General features: G+C 58.4%; 17 protein-coding genes. 8 read left to right on the top strand and 9 right to left on the bottom strand.

The window, feature by feature from the left end; all coding sequences use genetic code 11:
• Positions 1 to 546: 546 nt before the first annotated feature.
• From IVA82_RS23460 to IVA82_RS23450, 3 genes are all read right to left on the bottom strand, one after another.
• Entirely contained in the window at positions 547 to 747 is a 201-nt protein-coding gene (locus IVA82_RS23460) for a hypothetical protein (RefSeq protein WP_247386295.1), read from the bottom strand.
• Positions 748 to 955: 208 nt separating this feature from the next.
• Positions 956 to 1,132 carry a hypothetical protein gene (locus IVA82_RS23455; RefSeq protein WP_247386294.1) on the bottom strand — a complete coding sequence of 59 codons (177 nt, stop codon included), beginning with the start codon at positions 1,130 to 1,132 and terminating at the stop codon, positions 956 to 958.
• A gap of 691 nt (positions 1,133 to 1,823) precedes the next feature.
• On the bottom strand, positions 1,824 to 2,027 hold the full coding sequence (locus IVA82_RS23450) for a hypothetical protein (protein WP_247386292.1): 204 nt from the start codon (positions 2,025 to 2,027) through the stop codon (positions 1,824 to 1,826).
• 240 nt (positions 2,028 to 2,267) lie between these two features.
• Here IVA82_RS23450 and IVA82_RS23445 point away from each other — a divergent pair, with 240 nt between their 5' ends.
• The 4 genes from IVA82_RS23445 to IVA82_RS23430 all read left to right on the top strand — a co-directional run bounded on the left by IVA82_RS23445 (position 2,268) and on the right by IVA82_RS23430 (position 4,680).
• The gene (locus IVA82_RS23445) at positions 2,268 to 2,951 is read left to right on the top strand and encodes an RNA ligase family protein (RefSeq protein WP_247386290.1); all 684 of its coding nucleotides are present in this window, start codon (positions 2,268 to 2,270) and stop codon (positions 2,949 to 2,951) included.
• 148 nt (positions 2,952 to 3,099) lie between these two features.
• Positions 3,100 to 3,678, top strand: a complete 579-nt coding sequence (locus tag IVA82_RS23440) for a DUF2939 domain-containing protein (RefSeq protein ID WP_247386266.1) — start codon at positions 3,100 to 3,102, stop codon at positions 3,676 to 3,678.
• A 55-nt stretch (positions 3,679 to 3,733) separates the two neighbouring features.
• Positions 3,734 to 3,916, top strand: a complete 183-nt coding sequence (locus tag IVA82_RS23435) for a hypothetical protein (RefSeq protein WP_247386263.1) — start codon at positions 3,734 to 3,736, stop codon at positions 3,914 to 3,916.
• Between the two features lie 602 nt (positions 3,917 to 4,518).
• Complete coding sequence (locus IVA82_RS23430; protein ID WP_247386262.1) at positions 4,519 to 4,680, top strand: DUF2934 domain-containing protein; 162 nt, start codon at positions 4,519 to 4,521, stop codon at positions 4,678 to 4,680.
• Positions 4,681 to 5,449: 769 nt separating this feature from the next.
• Here the strand turns inward: IVA82_RS23430 and IVA82_RS23425 are convergent.
• Entirely contained in the window at positions 5,450 to 6,082 is a 633-nt protein-coding gene (locus tag IVA82_RS23425; protein WP_247386261.1) for an NYN domain-containing protein, read from the bottom strand.
• An 817-nt stretch (positions 6,083 to 6,899) separates the two neighbouring features.
• Between IVA82_RS23425 and IVA82_RS48120 the strand changes: the two genes are divergently transcribed.
• Both IVA82_RS48120 and IVA82_RS23415 read left to right on the top strand, forming a co-directional pair.
• Positions 6,900 to 9,527, top strand: coding sequence for an EAL domain-containing protein (locus IVA82_RS48120; protein ID WP_247386260.1), 2,628 nt, complete (start codon positions 6,900 to 6,902; stop codon positions 9,525 to 9,527).
• Between the two features lie 43 nt (positions 9,528 to 9,570).
• Positions 9,571 to 10,482, top strand: coding sequence for an amino acid ABC transporter substrate-binding protein (locus tag IVA82_RS23415; protein WP_346658747.1), 912 nt, complete (start codon positions 9,571 to 9,573; stop codon positions 10,480 to 10,482).
• Positions 10,483 to 10,655: 173 nt separating this feature from the next.
• On the opposite strand, the gene IVA82_RS23410 is transcribed toward IVA82_RS23415, so the two are convergent.
• Positions 10,656 to 11,687, bottom strand: coding sequence for a replication-relaxation family protein (locus IVA82_RS23410; RefSeq protein ID WP_247386255.1), 1,032 nt, complete (start codon positions 11,685 to 11,687; stop codon positions 10,656 to 10,658).
• A 1,206-nt stretch (positions 11,688 to 12,893) separates the two neighbouring features.
• Between IVA82_RS23410 and IVA82_RS23405 the strand changes: the two genes are divergently transcribed.
• Complete coding sequence (locus tag IVA82_RS23405) at positions 12,894 to 13,073, top strand: hypothetical protein (protein ID WP_247386253.1); 180 nt, start codon at positions 12,894 to 12,896, stop codon at positions 13,071 to 13,073.
• A 240-nt stretch (positions 13,074 to 13,313) separates the two neighbouring features.
• On the opposite strand, the gene IVA82_RS48590 is transcribed toward IVA82_RS23405, so the two are convergent.
• On the bottom strand, positions 13,314 to 13,442 hold the full coding sequence (locus IVA82_RS48590) for a hypothetical protein (RefSeq protein WP_256469698.1): 129 nt from the start codon (positions 13,440 to 13,442) through the stop codon (positions 13,314 to 13,316).
• A gap of 1,062 nt (positions 13,443 to 14,504) precedes the next feature.
• On the opposite strand from IVA82_RS48590, the gene IVA82_RS23400 reads away from it, so the two are divergent.
• Positions 14,505 to 15,251, top strand: a complete 747-nt coding sequence (locus tag IVA82_RS23400) for a substrate-binding domain-containing protein (RefSeq protein ID WP_247386251.1) — start codon at positions 14,505 to 14,507, stop codon at positions 15,249 to 15,251.
• 101 nt (positions 15,252 to 15,352) lie between these two features.
• Here IVA82_RS23400 and IVA82_RS23395 read toward each other — a convergent pair whose 3' ends face one another.
• The 3 genes from IVA82_RS23395 to IVA82_RS23385 all read right to left on the bottom strand — a co-directional run bounded on the left by IVA82_RS23395 (position 15,353) and on the right by IVA82_RS23385 (position 16,693).
• A complete protein-coding gene (locus IVA82_RS23395) occupies positions 15,353 to 15,496 on the bottom strand; it encodes a hypothetical protein (protein WP_247386250.1) in 144 nt (47 codons plus the stop codon).
• Positions 15,497 to 15,501: 5 nt separating this feature from the next.
• A complete protein-coding gene (locus IVA82_RS23390) occupies positions 15,502 to 15,684 on the bottom strand; it encodes a hypothetical protein (RefSeq protein WP_247386248.1) in 183 nt (60 codons plus the stop codon).
• A gap of 850 nt (positions 15,685 to 16,534) precedes the next feature.
• Positions 16,535 to 16,693: a hypothetical protein gene (locus IVA82_RS23385; RefSeq protein WP_247386296.1), complete on the bottom strand. Its 159-nt coding sequence runs from the start codon at positions 16,691 to 16,693 to the stop codon at positions 16,535 to 16,537.
• Between the last annotated feature and the right edge of the window lie 257 nt (positions 16,694 to 16,950).

The raw sequence follows: 16,950 nt of genomic DNA, 5'->3' as shown, positions 1-16,950 counted from the left end.
TCTGTTGGGCCATCCCCACTCCTCTCGAAAAAGGAGCGAAGTCCGGCTGATTCGCGGATCACCCAACGGCGTTCATCACGCCCGTCCACAGCCCTGTTATCCTGGTCGCCATCGACCGGAACAGGTGGTCGTCATCCACCGGAAACGGTGGTCGCCTTCAACCGGAAACCCTGGTCGCCATGGACCGGCGCGCGCACAGAAGATCGAGCGTCCGCGGGCGGCGCTGCTGGACCGCAGATACAGGAACGCTCCAAGCAGCGTGCCATAGTTCTTTCTAAAGTCTCCGTTGAGCTTGGCAATCTTGGCCAGCTCAGGCGAGACATCGACCTGACCCGACATGAGGCTGGTTCCCTTTCGAATTGATGGATAGGACCTGCTGGCGCTCCGTTAGGAACCGCGCCCTGATTATCCGGTTTGCTGTCTCGCTAGCTTGCCCAAGCTGGCGGAGCGGCCCCGGCGTACCCCAAAAGCCACCCTGAAGCCGGGGCCGTCTCTCCGCCATCGGTGCCAAATGAAAGAGGCCGCCAAAAGGAGGCGGCCTTCATCTTACAATGGTGCCTGCAGTCCCGGCGAGGTCAGCCACTTATTCACCTCTACGGTCGCATCGATCTGCCGGGCCTTCTGCAAAAGCTCTGCACGGCGGATGCCGAGGGGCATCCCTTTAGCCTGTTGGCGCAACTTGATCGCATCTTGCGCGAGACAGTATTCGAATGTCGATGATTGCTCCGGGGATCGTCGAACCGGCATGATGGTGCTCCCTGTGGAGTTGGGCGGGAGCATTACCGGACTCTCAGTCACCGATATGAACCAGAGGGCAGCGCGGTGATGTCCGGACTAGGCACCTCCGGTATGGCGAAGTCCATCTAATTCGCATTTCGCTGGGAAAGCCAGCAGCGTCGACGAGGGCCCGCCAGCGCGAACCAGCGGGCCTTTGATTTCGCGGCAATCAAATGCGCTAACGCACTGAGCGCAGATACTGGTCTGGCCGGTTGACCCGGTTCATCTCAGCGAAGGCCTTCGCTACCTCTTCCGCCGTATGCTTCGCCTTGAAGTTCTGCCATGCGACCATGAATCGTCCCTTCGCCTCATCTAGCGAGCCAGCTTCCCCGAACGGCGGACCGGGAAGCGTCACGATGCACGTCCACAACCAGAGCCCTGGGGAGCGTTCGCTAGCGTAGCGGATACGCCCGACCAGCTATCGATCCTCGTGGACCGTGTAATCATCGAGGCCAATCTTTCGCAGGGTCAGAGGCATTGTGGCTTGCTGCTGGCTAGGACCAAATAACCTCCGGCTGCTCGAACGGTCCCAATCACTGGAGCGCAGCTGGCTCGCGCTGCAAGCGAGCCGCCTACATCCGGCTGCTGACGATCTGCTGGCGCTCCGTTAGGAACCGACCCCTCATCATCCCGTTTGCTGTGTCGCTGGCTCTGTGTGAGCTGGCGGAGCGGCCCCGGTGTCCCCCCTGCATTCAGCCCCAAACCGGGCCGTCTCTCAAACGTCAGGAGTCGTAGCGGTCTGCCTGACTTGCGGCAAACGTGGCGCCATTCTCAGGGGCGGTAGTGAGTTGACTATGATGAACGTTCGCTGATCTTTGATGAACCTGCTCCGTCTGTTCGGCGGAGTCGGTCGAGGCGCCTTTCTAGTTCTTCCTTTTTGGCAATGATCCTTGCGGCCAGAATCTGATCGACGTCCGTGAACAGAGCCCACAGCTCATCGATGGACATGTTCTCAAACTGCTGTCGGTAATCACGAATGTCCAAAGTCGAGCCCTGCTGGGATGGGCAGCAGCTAGGTCTTCAAAGGCCCGATTCCGTACGTCGATTTAGATTATCGCGTTGCTGGCCGGGCCAACTGGGCTGCCCTCATAAATCGTCTTCCTAGTTTCGCGTGCCGCATCGAAGATTTTGCGCTCGGCCTCGGCTACTTTGTCTCGAAGGTTCGCAAGTTCGAAAACTTGAGAAGCGAGTGCCTCAAAGTGTTGGCGCAGAGCGAAATGACAATCATCAAGTTGCGCACGATCATCCATTGCACGCCCCTTTATTATTGTAATGCCCCAGAAGATTCGCCATTGGAGCAGCCTGGTAGAATAGGAAAATTCGGCAATCTGGTCTGTTCGGTATTCGACATTGGCTGTCTTTTTTCCTCGGTGGACGCGCGAACTAGTGACCAAACCGGCCGATCACCACGGCGTGTTTGCCGCCGAGGTGGGCGAGAGATCTGCCGATTTGTAAAATACCGCAAGACGCCTATCTTTTCGCACATGCGTATGGCGTACGAGCTCTGCCTGGCAACTGCCGGCAAGCAGGTTCCAACAGGACCGGATTGGATCCACGAAGTGAAGCACGACGGCTACCGGATGCTGGTGATCCGGGAGAATAAGCGCGTGCGGCTGCTCTCTCGCAACGGCACGGATTGGACCAAGCGCTATCCTTGGATTGCGGAGGCGGCGCTGAAGAACCGGCAGAAGCAGATCGTCATTGATGGAGAAGCGGTAATCTTGGGCGTTGATGGCATCTCCGACTTCAACGCGCTGCACTCCCGTAAGCGCGACTATGAGGCGCAGCTTTACGCCTTCGACGTGTTGAAGATGGACGGGGATGACCTACGCGACCTGCCACTGCATCTAAGAAAGACAAATTTACACCGGCTGTTAGCGCGCCGGCCGGACGGGATCACCGTCGCGCCGTTTGAGCGTGGTGAAATTGGTCCGGATCTGTACCGTGCTGCCTGCCGCATGGGTCTTGAGGGCTTAGTCTCGAAGCACCGCGATCGGCCCTACCGCGGCGGCCGTCAGAACCACTGGATCAAGGTCAAAGACCTCAGTGCGATGGAACGCGAGCTCTGCATGGTCAGGAAATCGAAGAAGAGCCGACACAACATTATCCGAAGCGGCCTGAGGCGGCCTCAGTTCAGCTTGCGGCGTAGCTCCTCAAGGATGGCGCGCTGCTGATCGTTTCCTCTTGTTCGAGTTCGCCCGCCTTCTGGACTTGCGTTGCCAGTATTCCGATTGCGATCGGCCTCGTGAGCGCTTTCGGTGACTGCTAACCCCTGGTGCCCGCCGGCTTGGAACAAAGCTCAAGGCCACCATTTGGAATTGCATGAAATGGCTTGTCGGCAGCGTTGCCGCCGTCCTGGTCTGTTTAGGCATCTATGCCGGGTCGGCTTTCGTTTCGCTAGTAGGTTTGGTTTCGGCCGTTCGGGATGCCGATGTCGCTCAGATCATGGCCCGGACGGATATGCCGCGTGTTCGCCATTCGCTCGTCGACCAGGTGATTGCGGCCTATCTGGACCGCCTTGGGCAGAAACGGCCACTCCGACCGATTGAGCGAGTGGCGATCAACACCTTTGGCGCAACGGTTGCCGATGATCTCGCCGCCAAACTCATGACACCCGAGAACCTATCAGTCCTTCTGAAAAGCGGCACCGTTCGCAATGCGCCGGAGAACATTACCTTTGGATCGATGTCGTCCTTGGCCGAAGTAGACATTTCGAACATCTTCGCCGTTGCCGGACGGGTCAGGCCCGTTAAGCCGGTCGAGTTTGCGTTACGGCTTGCCGAGGGCGAGAACGCCGGCAGCATCAGTATGCATTTTGTGGGGACAGCGTGGAAGCTGTCAGGCATCACCCTACCGCCTCGCGTCCTGGCCCAAATGGTCGACAGGCTGCCGACGCGCTGACCCGTTGCGCTCGCCCTCCGGTTGCGGTTGGATCATCGTTTTTGGGATCACTTCCATGGCCGTCCAATTGATAGTCGCGAAGATACTCAGAGACGAGCTTGCATTGCGGGGCATCCGATCATTGACACCCGAAGACTCAGAGGCGATCGCTGCGCGGATCTTCGAGCGGATCACCGATCTTGAATTGGAGCTTGCCGCGCGCGCCTTCAACAAGCTTGAAGGGCCGCGACCGCGATAGACCGAGATGACGAAGCAGGGCACTGATTCCATCTACCATCCGCTGCGAAGGAAGCTGGAGGGCGTGCGGGAGCACGCTGTGCGGTTCACTTTCGCAGAAATTGAGGACATCCAAGGAAGGCCGCTGCCTGCTTCTGCCTACAAGTTCAGTGCGTGGTGGGGCAACGAGAGCTCTCGCAAGGCTGGTCACACGCAAGCCATGGCATGGCTTCTCGCAGGTTTCCAAGCCAAGGTATCTCTGGCGAGTCGAACAGTCGAGTTACGCAGAGGCTAAGCGATTGACACTCAAATAAGTTGGGCCCGCATCAGGCGCGCGGTACAGCCCCTTCAAGAACTGTAGGATAGGTCGCAGCCGTCGACCTCGAGTTTTCCTTGACACCAAGGCGGCATAAGGCCTCAGCTACCTTGAATGCGGTTGAACTTGCGGCTGATCGATCAGGCGCGGAGCGGTGATGTCCTGCAGCTGCAACCGCAATGATGAGCCGGACGTGCATCACGGAATACTATGCGAGAGCTACTCACTGAGAAGATTTAGAAGGATTACGAATACGCGAAGAGAGCGGACAGCCTAAGCCGCGCTTAGTCTCATTTGGAGTAACGCACATGGCAGATCCTCTGAGCCAGAAGGACATCGAGCGCCGCGCATATCAGCTGTGGGAGCAAGCCGGAATGCCTAAGCAGCGGGATCAAGAGTTCTATCTGGAAGCGGAACGACAGCTGAAAGAGCTGACCCGCCACGAACTCAAGCTGCCGAATACGCTGTAGAAAGCCGCAAGAGAAGTCCGAGCCTTTTTACGGCGTCGAGATCAATCCACTAGCTGTTGCAGCTATCCAGCGGTTGCCCCAACGCACGATGGAGTCGATTCGTCCAATGCCGGGGACTGTGTCGCCGCGCGTTGCCATCCGAACCCCGTCGGGCCCTCCAAGAACCGCCGTCCCGCCGCGAACATCAAGAACGGTCCAGCCTACAATAGCTGTCGGCCTTGTCTCCGGCGGGGCCATGAGAGGTGCGGTGGGTGTTATCGAGCCGGTCACCGTCATATCTGCTTGGACAGCCTGAGACGCCGTGCTGGAAGCGTCCAGGGATAGATGACCCCCGTCCGCCCATGCGGCCGCAGGCTTGGCGGAAATGCTCGCTCGATCCGCGGACCTTTGACTTGCGCCTGGCGGCGTTCGCAGACCTAGGGTCGATACCGTCTGTCGCGGGCCTTCGGTCTTGCGGCCCGACTTTGTTTCGGCAGTTCGACGCGAAGGTGCTTCTGTCTGAGTGGTTGAATTGAGTGACGCGAGTGTTATGGGACCGTACCAAGCAAAGCCGCCAACCCATCCGAACACAAAACCAATAATCAGTGCGCCTGTGACCAGGCAAAGGGTGCGCGTTCGATCGCCGCCTGGCTTCAATAACGCCAGGACCTCTTCTCGACAGGGGCTTGAGAAATCTCGCGGGTTCAGCGTCACACGCGGCATTGGGACTTCGCTGATCCTGTCAGCGACCGTCACCTCGATCTCTTCCAAGGTATTCGGAAGATACCTGTCAAGGAGCATCGAGCACGCTATCATTTCCCGTCGGTCCCGCGATGTTCTGACGCTCTGGGGTTTGGTGCGGGCGACGCGACTCGCGCTCGCGCGGCGCGGGGCGTTCGGACGGGTCGCGGCCGAGCTTGGATTGCAGCTCGACGAGGTCGGTGAAGACATCAGCCTGGCGGCGCAGCTCGTCGGCGATCATCGGCGGCTGGCTCGCGATGGTGGAGATCACGGTGACCCGCACGCCGCGGCGCTGGACGGCCTCGACCAGGGAGCGGAAGTCGCCGTCACCCGAGAACAGCACCATCTGGTCGACGTGCTCGGCGAGCTCCATGGCGTCCACGGCGAGCTCAATGTCCATGTTGCCCTTGACCTTGCGGCGGCCGGAGGCGTCGATGAATTCCTTGGTCGCCTTGGTGACGACGGTGTAGCCGTTGTAATCCAGCCAGTCGATCAGCGGGCGGATCGAGGAGTACTCCTGATCCTCGATGATGGCGGTGTAGTAGAACGCCCGAAGCAGCGTCCCGCGGCTCTGAAACTCCTTCAGCAGGCGCTTGTAATCGATGTCGAAGCCGAGAGTTTTCGCCGTCGCGTAGAGATTCGCCCCATCGATGAAGAGCGCGATCTTGTTGGGAGATGACATGATGCCTGCCTCTGGGGAACGAGGTGCCATGCCGCGGGCTCAGCGCAGCCCATGCTATATCAAGGATCATTAGCCTTCAAACGATTCGGCATAAGCCGAAGATTAATTCGCAATATCCAAAGGGGGGACACCTCCCGGCTGGGCCAGCCTTCGGGTATTCTCGACCTGCACGAAATTTTGTGCAGCGCAATGGCTGACCAACTCGCCCGCTCGCACAATCCTTGAAGCACCGCCAAAAAGGTGAGCCGCATTCGCGCAGCTCTTCCCTCACTTGTTAGCCTTCGCCACCGTCATCGTCGTCTGCAGCGACTCTGTCCTCGTCTTCGACCTCGTCGTCAACATTGGCGTCTACTTTACTTCATCTTCATCCTTGAAATCGACCTTTAGGGGCGATGGATCGTCCTCCAATTCCGCTCCGCATTGCTGGCACCGCGAAAAGCCAGGATGATCGACCTCCGGACAGCGACGGACGTGCGCGAAGGCGGAAGTTGGAAGATTCGTGTGCTCGCCGCGTTTCCAAAAGCGCCGCCACCGAAAGACTAACGCGCGACAGCATCACCTCGAACCGAGCCACCAGCCTCGCGCCGCGGCGCGGCGACAAAATGCATTCTTAACCGTACCGAGATTGCAACACCACTATTGCCCGCCGTTAACGCGATTGGAAGCAGGCGGACCTAGTGTGGCCGGGATGTCGACCATCGAGCGAATCACGTCGTGGGCTGTTCGCCTACGTACAGGCTTGTCAGCGAAGTCCGCGTTAGAGGGCTCAGCGCGTCCGACGCGCCGAATCGCCTCGACCCGACCAATTGTCCTCCTCGTGCTATGCAGTGCATTCCTGATCGCGCTCGTGGTCGGCGTGATCTCCCTGATCCTGTCCAACCTGCGTCACCACGCGATCGAACAGAGCAAGCAGCAGCTGCTGGCAACCGCAACCGTGCTTGCCCGGCAGGCAGCGCGCGACTTCGAGTCGATCGATCTCATCGATGCCAGCCTGATCGAATACATGGAAACACTCGCAATCGTGTCCGATGAGCTCTACGAGCGCGCAATGGTGGGACGCGGCATTCATCTGATGCTGAAGGACAGGATCGGCGGCTTCCCTCATATCGGCGCGGTCATGCTGATCGGCGCCGATGGCAGGCTCATCAATTCGTCGCAGGCCTGGCCAACCCCACAACTCAATTTCGCAGGTCAGGACTATTTCGAGGCGCTGAAGGCCAACCCGCGATTGGGCTCGACGCTCGGCAAACCAACGCGGGATCGAGAGACCGGCGCCTGGACCACATACTTCGCTCGTAAATTCAGGGGATCGAATGGCGAATTCCTCGGCTTGGTCGTGGGTACGGTCAAGTCGCAGTACTTCGAGGAATCTTACGCAACTATCGCGCGCGGGACCGATGACTCAATCGCGCTGTTTCGCGAAGATGGCGTGATGCTCGCGCGCTATCCGCATATCGATTCCTTTATTGCGCAACCCTTTGTCCGCAGCTTCCCTGGCGGGATAATGCAACGGTCCGGCAGCGGCGCGGCTGGGCAGCGCGATGTGGTGGATGATTCGGACCGGCTAACAGCAGAGGCGCGGCTTCCCAACCTCCCGATAAATCTGACCGCCAGTACGACCGTAGCCGCCGCGCTCGCCGACTGGCGGACCGAGGCGGGGTATTTGATTGGGCTCACCATAGTCCTGGTCGTAGCGATCGGCGGCACCGGCGCCGTCGTCGTGCAGTTTTTTCGCAGGCAAAGCATCCAGCTCGACTCCACGCTGAACAATCTGTCGCAAGGCGTGTGCATGTACGACGACCACCGCCGCCTGATCCTGTGCAACGATCGCTATGCCGAGATGTACCATCTGCCAAATGAACTGACGCGGCCAGGAACCGCGCTGCGCCAGATCTTCGACCATCAGATTTCGCACGGCCCCTATCCAGGAAGCCGCCCTGACGAGTATGTCCGCGAGATGATGGATATCATCGCCGCCCGCAAACCGGCGAGCACTGTGACGGAATTCTCCGACGGGCGGGCTTTGGTAGCTGTGTTTCAGCCTGCCCCTGGCGGCGGCTTTGTCACCACCGTAGAGGATATCACCGAACAAAAACGCGCCGAGAAGCGGATCGCGCACATTGCTCACCACGATTCACTGACCGGACTGCACAACCGCGCGGCGTTTTCCGACTATCTGGCAACAGCGATCGACGAGACGTTACGTGAGGACGGGACGTTTGCAATCCTGTGCCTTGACCTCGACCGTTTCAAGGAGGTCAACGACCTTTACGGCCATCTGGTCGGCGATGCACTGCTGCGCGAGGTGGCGCGGCGTCTGCAAGCCGTTGCCGACGGCGCCTTCCTAGCACGCGTTGGCGGGGACGAGTTCATCGTGATCACTACCGCAGACGCACGGGGCGCGGCCGTGGGTCAACTGGCTCAGCAATTCAGGACCGCGCTGAGCGGGGACATCGAGATCGCCGGACGACAGTTGCGCATTGGGCTGAGCATCGGCATCGCATCCTGTCCGATTGATGGGACCGATCCGGCGACCCTTCTCGCCAACGCCGATGTGGCACTCTATCGCGCCAAGGCCGAAGGCCGCGATACGATCCGATTCTTTGAAGCCGACATGGCTGCGCAATTGCGCGATCGGCGCGAATTGCAGCACGATCTGCAATCTGCTCTCGCGAACGACGAACTGCGGCTCGATTTTCAGCCGCTGGCAAGCATCCGCGGCGAGATCGTGGGTTTCGAAGCGCTGGTCAGGTGGCAGCATCCGAGCCGCGGCATGGTCGCACCCGGAATCTTCATTCCGCTCACTGAGGAGAACGGCCTGATCGTCGCGATGGGTGAATGGATCCTGCGTTCCGCGTGCCGCGAAGCCGCGTCCTGGCCGAACCAGCTGCAAATTTCCGTCAATCTGTCGCCGGTGCAGTTTCGCAACGATGGCATTGTGCGACTTGTTCACGAGACTCTGATCGAGACCGGATTGGACGCCGGGCGGCTTGAGCTCGAGATCACGGAAGGCGTTCTGATCGACGACTTTTCTCGTGCAGTGTCGATCCTGCGGCGCCTCAAATCGCTCGGTGTGCACATCGCGCTCGACGATTTTGGCACCGGCTACTCGTCGATGTCGTATCTGCAGGCGTTTCCGTTCGACATGATCAAGATCGACCGCAGCTTCATATCGAACCTCGAACGCAGCGCACAATCGAAGGCCCTGTTGCGTGGCGTCATCGGACTAGCACGCGGCCTCGAGCTCCCGGTGACCGCCGAGGGCGTCGAGACGCGAGCCCAGCTCGATGTTGTCACCCGCGCTGGCTGCGATCTCGTGCAGGGCTTCCTGATCGGAAGGCCTGCGGCGATTGAGCGCTACGCGGAAGTCGTGGGCCGGCCGGCCAGCCTGGATCTACAGGGTATTCGAGCCGGCCTAGCGTCGGCGGCGCGGCGCACGAGGTGAATGTTGTGCAGGTGAACCGGAAATTCCAACAGGGGATGGAATGATGGATTTGAAATTGATCCTGACCGCAACCGCGCTGTGCCTCGCAGGCCATGCGGTGATCGCTGAGGAACTGACGGGCACACTGGAGAAGATCAGGAACTCCGGAACGATCACGATTGGACATCGCGAATCGTCTATTCCTTTCTCGTACTATGACAAAGACGAGAAGGTCGTGGGCTTTGGGATGGACCTTTGCTACGTCGTTGCCGACGCTGTTAAGGCCAGGCTCGGCTTGGCACAGCTGGAGGTCAAGCTGGTGCCGATCACGCCGTCGCTTCGCATTCCCTCCATATTGACCGAGAAGATCGATCTTGCATGCGAAACAATGACCAACAACCTCGAGCGGCAAAAGGTCGTGGCATTCTCATCCACATATTTCGTCGCCGCCAATCGGTTCGTCTCCAAGGCAGCCGCCGATCTGCGGACCGTGGATGACCTCAAGGGCAGAACGGTGGTGTCGACCATAGCATCAACCAATCTCAAGCAGATCAGCGAGCTCAATGCGCAGCGCCACCTTGGACTCACCATTGTCGCGGCCAAGGACAACTTCGAAGCGTTCCGCATGCTGGAATCGGATCGCGCGGCCGCAGTCGTCATGGACGATATTCTGCTGTACAGCCTCGTGGCCAACTCGGCGGCGCCCGCCAACTACGTCGTGTCAGACGACGCGCTGTCGGTCGAGCCGTACGGCATCCTGTTGCGGCGCGACGATCCCACCTTCAAGAAGGTAGCTGACGATGCGCTCGCGACAATCTTTCGCAACGGCGAAATCAACAAAATCTACGCCAAATGGTTTCTTAATCCAATTCCTCCGAACGGCATCAGCCTCAATGTCCCGATGAGCGCAGCGCTGAAGCGCGTCATCGAGAATCCGAGTGATAGCGGCGATCCGGATGCGTATGCGATGCGCTAGCGGATGCGTTTTTGCTCAACGAAATCGACCCCGTCGTCGATCTACGCCTGAGCGGCTTCCGTCCGTGGCGAACACCTTCAAGTTCTCGCCCTGACCATAAATCCGTACCGTCGACGGCGGGTCTTTCTCTTTTTTATCGCAGGCAAAGTTGGCTTTTCGGCTCTGATTGCACGCTATGTTATTCTGATCGCACGACCGTTCCCGTCCTGCCACATGTGAGCAAGCGGGTCACTCACGCGCAATTCGTGAGATAACGCAAAGAAGAACAGAGCCGGCCCAGGACTCAGTGGTGCATCCACTCGCTGCAGCGTTTTGATCATAGTGTTGGTTCGCGGTTGTTCAGTTGTCACAACGAGAACGCGGAATGCTTTCCAACCGAATTGATGCATATGCCGCCCCTCGGCATGAGCGGCGAGGTACGCGCGCATCTTTCGCTCAAAACTGGATTGAGTGATATTTGCTCGCGTGATGGGCATGGTCCCACGATCGACCTCTACCATAAAGCAGCGGCGTGACCCGTCTGGAAACAGAAGGCCAAAGATGAGGTCAGGAATCACTGCGATGTCGAGCTCTCGCTCGTTGTGCGAGATGCCGACCCGCAGCGCGAAGGGATCTCGCTTTTCGCGAGTGGCCTCAGGTGCCCTTGCGATAATCTCTTCGGGATGAATGAGGCGTACGTCGCTCCGACCACGCGTGGATCGTTCCAGCGCAACGCGAAAATCGACGATCTCCAGCTGGTGCTCAATAAAGGGTCGGCCGGCTCCCTGAGTTTTCCGGCTCCACTCGAAGCTTGCGAACTCCGTGCCCCGCTCGGCAAGCAATTGTGCACCGAGATCACCAAGCGCGTACACCATAGGCGCCGATCCGGACGTGGGATAGTAGTCGAGCTGCGCCCGCGGCCGATCAACGTATCCAGCATGATAGAGGCGACACAGCCGATCATTGGTGCGATCGAGTGAGCGGCCAACGATCTCTGCAATGTGAGTGGATCGCAAGAAGCGATAGCGAGCTAATTGCCGCAAGATAAGCGCGTCACCGTCAGTGATTCGAAACGGAACGGGTTCTGACGAGCGGCGGAAGCGAGTGCGCCTTTTGGGCGCAGAAGGCGTGGCGTCATTCATAGTTTCGAATCCAGAACGAGCGTTGTGCGGACGCGCGATCGGTGCGCGCCCAAGAAAAAGTGAACTATCGCCATCTTCGCTCATACATACTCGCGGCGTCACATGGCGCCACACGCAGCAAATGCACATCGCTGAGTGGGGCAGACCAGCGACACCTGAAGAGATATACACCTCGCTGGAAAGGAGGTGATGCACGTGGAGATAGATGACAAGATAGCGCGCCTTAAGGAGCTCATCGCCAAGCGCGAGCAGCTAGATGCTGAGCTCAATGAGCTCCTCGGCGGCGCGGCTCGCGAGCGGCGTGTCCCAAAATGCTCGATGTGTGATGAACCCGGACATCGGGCAAATAATTGCCCAACAAAGTCATCCGAGGCACTCACAGCCTAAAACTAAATGCCCGCGCAAGTGGGCTCTTTCTGTTCGACCTTGATGCCGGCTTCAATCGCATTTTTTCAATCTCGAAACTCCGAACTGAATCGGATCGGCCGTTCCGGTTAGGAGAGCTAGGTAGGATACTCGTCGGTCTTGCTGCTAACCCGGAAATACTGAATCGATCTCCCGTGCGAGCGGGCGACTTCCCAGCCCTCCAGCCTACCAGCAAGTTGATGTCGATCACGACGGCGCGGCGATTATCTTGTCCGCCCCTAAGCAGGGTTACCGCTTCCGCACCCGATGCAGCAACGGCTGGCTCGAAGCCGCCATTCGTTAGCATGCTCCACGATGGCTTGGATGTGGGGTCATCTTCGATGCCGCAAATCAACAGGAGCTGTTCAATGCAGGCTGTTTCTGGCGACCCGCGCACCCGCGGCCGAGATCCATGCACGCAAAGAGAGGTCGAGCTTCCTTCGAATGTCCAAGATCATCCGACCTATTGTCGGCGCGGGTGGACTTTGGAGGTTCGGTTACCCGGGGCAGGGTTCCCGGATCTAGGCGATGCGCGGAGCCTCAATTTAATTCGGTCGATTTTCAGATTTAAATTGATTTAACCTTCAGTTAATAGTAGGTATGCCGTTTAATTCGGGATCCTATGGGGCAGCGCCAGCTGTAGTAACACCTCCGGCGCTAACGCTGTCGCTATCGAGACTCTCACCTCGACGGTTCTCGCCGGTTCGGGTGGGCGCAGCTCGCACGAGTCTCATCAGCATGAGCATCACCGCCACTATCACAACGAAGACTAACAAGGGCTGCTGCGTCTTTGCGCCAATTGCTTTGCGGGCCGCATCAGCCACGCTTGTCAGAGCACATAGCCGGAGATCGACGCTTTGTCTCGTGTGATCTGGAGTATGCCCCGTGCTGAATGAGCTTCACGTCAAAATGGACAAGTACGAGACCAAAGCCGCACAATGTGAAAAAGCGGCGCAGGAAGCACCTGACCAGCCCGGGCGGGCATTCTATGCAGAGCTTGCTCACTACTACAGCGACCTTGCCGCCGACTTCCGGCAAGTCATCGCAAAACGGCGCGATGCTTAATCACGGCGCCGCGTCTGTGCCAGAGCCCTCGGGGATTCCACCCAAAGGCTCGATGAAAACCGCTGAGCCGAAGTTGGGCGGCTTTCTGAAGATATTCTGACTCGCTCACCACCCGCGCATACCTCAGTAAGATGTTAAAGCAGGCTCGATTACCAATGACACACCATAGAAAATGATCCGAAAATTTAACGAAACTATTCGGTAGCTCTGCGTCGGTTCGTCGGAGGGCATTAGCCAATGTCAGAGCGCCAGTTCAGAGAGCAACAAGTCCAGATCGCGCGCTACCGGCTCCTGGAACAGGAGGTTACTGATCCGCTTGCGGCATGTCTGCTTCACGCCATCGTCGCAGAGCTCGAAGCTGACCTGCAAAAGGAACGCTCACTTCATGAAAGTTCCTATGCGGATGATTTTCATCGAAGGTGTTAGTTGATGCTGGTCCCGTTAGTCTTGTCGACGTTAGACAGGATAATGACGTTAGACAGGATAATAAGGAGCCCTTTTCACCACCCGTTATTGACCGAGCTAGTACGTAGATAAAAAATAAATCGCGTCGCGCTTGCCAAATTAGAACTTAGGAAGAAAAGCAATGCTTGACGCTTCAGAGCTCGTCTCGCGTCGTCGCCATCATGGCTTTAACGCTCATGGGGACCTCGACTGAAAGCTGGATCGTCATAAAAGCAATCTGAAGTAGTGCTAACGATGGACGACACGCACGGCAATGGCTTCACTTCGGGCTCCGTACAATTACGGGCGACGCTCGCGCTAGTTGCGCTACGAAGCACGCGCGTTCGACATGGAAGCGCTTCGATCCGAATTCGGGTCGTTCGAAACAGTTCGTTAGCTTTCATGCGGCTAGCTGGGAGCGTGCCGATTACCGCCGATTGCGGCACATGGAATGGGAATGCCGGCCCCGGCTGTCCTCCCAACCTGCGGCTGGGGCCGTCTTCTTGAACTTGCGCAGCATCGTTCAACCCCGGTCCACAACCATGATTAGAGGCATTGCCATTGCGCTATTTGGGATGAGCATTCTCTCCCAGTTCGATCAGGCGTTCTTCTACGGTCGACATAGTGACGCGGCGCTCAGGCTTGTGCGCGAGATCAGCCGCGGGTTCGGCCTGTAGGCCGGCTCCGTCCCATTGCTTCGTCAAGTGACGGGATACAGTCTGCTCGCAAGACCTCAGCTCGAAATTCGAGCTTCCGTATCTGGCACATCACATCACGTCAGCAGTGCCTTGCAGCGAGATGTCCGGAGTCGGCTGTAGAACGGAAGTTACGATCCGAGAGGCGAGCCGACGCGATTGACCCAACTGGGACATGGGGCGTAGCCGTCGTCTATCTTGCAGGAATGCCGAAAAACGTGAATATTCTGCTGGTTCGCGTGTCATCGGTAAATGTCGTAATAGAGCGCCGCAATCAATGAGGTGTTTTGTCATGAAGAGGTCTTCGCTCCAAGTGGCCGCCTCAGTGCTAAGTCTGGCGCTTGTGCTGTCGCCGTCCGCCAACGTGCAGGCTGCCGAACTCAGGCTTCTGGCGGGTGGAGCAATGTCAGGCGTTTGGGCAGATATCAAACAGCAGTTCGAGCAAGCCTCTGGTCACAGGCTTGAGATTTTCTTTGGCACGACTCCGAACCTCATAAAGGAGGCTACGTCGGGCAAGCCGTTCGATGTTGGCGTTGTACCTGTCGAGGTTATGCAGGACGCGTCAGCCCGAGCAAAATTCGTGTCAGGTCCGACAATCGATATTGCCCACATTGGCCTCGGCGTTGCTGTCCGCTCTGGCGCTCAAAAACCTGAAATCGGCAACGCGGACGCGCTCAAAGCAACGCTGCTCAAAGTTCAATCCATTGCCTCGATCCCGGAGAGCGCCACCGGCTATTCAATCGCAAAGGTGTTTGATCGCCTTGGAATCACCGAGCCGATGAAGGCAAAGATGAGGGCGCAGCCCAACCCTGCGCAGGTCGTCGCGGTGGTTGCCAAGGGCGAAGTCGAATTGGGCATATTCCTTATCAACGTTCTCACCGCTCCCGGTTTGGAAGTCGTCGGGCCATTTCCGGCCGAACTGCAACAAAACGTGGTGTTTACGGCGGCGGTTGGATCGGAAACCAAAGAAGCCACGGCTGCCAAGTTGACTACCTTAAAGGTCCGGCGGCAGTTGCAATCATTAAATCGAAGGGCATGAATCCCGGCTGATCCGACGGATCAACCCGTCGCGCGGAAGACGTTTCCGCGCTCGGGTCGCACGTGACCATCAGCTGTGCCGCGTTGGACCCTATCACGGCCTCAGCATTCACCCTCGTTGAACTCGTTTTTTGTGCCGAGCTTGGATCGCCCGTCGAAATAAGAGAAGGCCGCCAGCGTGACTGCTAGCATGAGCAATCCCAAGCCGCCCGTGATCGCCACCATCATTGCCACGGCGACGAACATGCGACCTAACTTTCAGCGGATGGCGACTTGGTTGGCGGGAGGGATCGCTTGGTCTTCGCCACTTCGGCCTTCTCGAAAAACTCGAGAGCCAAGATATGCATGGCCTGTGCTTTTTCTGGATCAGACTCGGCGAGAGCGAACCGCGAGGCGACTTCCGCCTGCCTCAAATAATAATCGACAGATTGCACCCGCCATTCTCCCGCGTGAAGGTGCCGGCTAACGCAACTTCAGAGCATTTGTTCCCAACTCAGGCGAATCGAGCGCGAGGAGCAAACGAGGCCCGCTCGGGGCCGGAACCGATTCGCTCCCTGTGCATTCTGGTAATGATCTACAAAGATCAGTAGCACTGAAACGCAAAGGCCCCAGTCGGTCCAGCCCCGGACTGGGGCCTTTCATACGTCCGGAAACACAACGCCGACCGCTTGAAATAATTGCAGGCGGCGCTGTCCAGCCCCGGCGGCGTATTCTTTGGCCGCCGCACGACAATCGAGCGCGACGGTCTGATGCGTCTTGCAGCCGACGCATTTCACTTCGAGATATAAAGTACCCGGCATTGAGAGCGTCACCGAGCTGGGATGGCAGATCCTTTAAAGGCGAGCATACACTTCGGGCGACGTACCGCAGTGATGCAGGCTTATCGGCGGGCCTTCTTCTGGATCGGCGCCGGGGATGGACTTCGCTCGGACGGTCTCGTAGGGGGGCGTCGCCTGCGCGAGGGCAGGACAACCATAACAAACAGAACGTTAATCAGCAGCCACATTGCAAAAATGAGAAGGACAGTACGCAAGGCAACGACCCTAGTAGTTTAATTAAAAATGTGTCGGTCACAGCCTAGACCGACGCAGAACCGGGGTCTGTCCGCTTTCGGACGTTCATGCTGCCTGGGACCGGCTAAATAGGAACCCAAGATTCTTTTCAGCCAACCGCGCCATTGCGGCGATGACGTGCATGCTGGTGATTGGCGGGCCGCCCGTGCCCGGCGGTGGTGGTATGCCCAGCGCATCAACGTCATCACGGTCGCGGCTTCCGTGTTGCGGATCACGGCGCGGGATAGTCTGGGAAGGCGCCAGGCATCGACTTTAAGTTGCCGACGTAGCGGTTGGTGACGCGGAAGAGCGCGAGGATGGCGGCTTGGTTCGTGGTGATGCTGTGGAGTTGCGCATTTCCAGAACGTTGGGCGAAGGATTGGGCGATCACTGGGCGCGCCCAGTCGCTGCTCGCAGGCTTCCGCTATCCAACGATCATGATCAACCGGCGCAGCGCGAGCTTGACGGCTTTATTGTGCTGTTACAGTCATTGGCCATCGTCGTAAGGCGTACGCATACGACGAAGACCGCCTGATTGACGCATGCGCGCGGGCACGGCGAGCTCTATGATGGCGTTGCGAGAAGGTCAGGCAGCCTGCTGATCGGCGGGCTTGTCGGCTCGGCGCAGGAGCTTCCATTCCCAGGGCA

Source organism: Bradyrhizobium sp. 142 (assembly GCF_023074015.1).
Classification (GTDB): Bacteria; Pseudomonadota; Alphaproteobacteria; order Rhizobiales; family Xanthobacteraceae; genus Bradyrhizobium.
The sequence above is the reverse complement of the archived record's forward strand: the minus strand, read 5'-3'. Positions and strand labels throughout refer to the sequence as shown.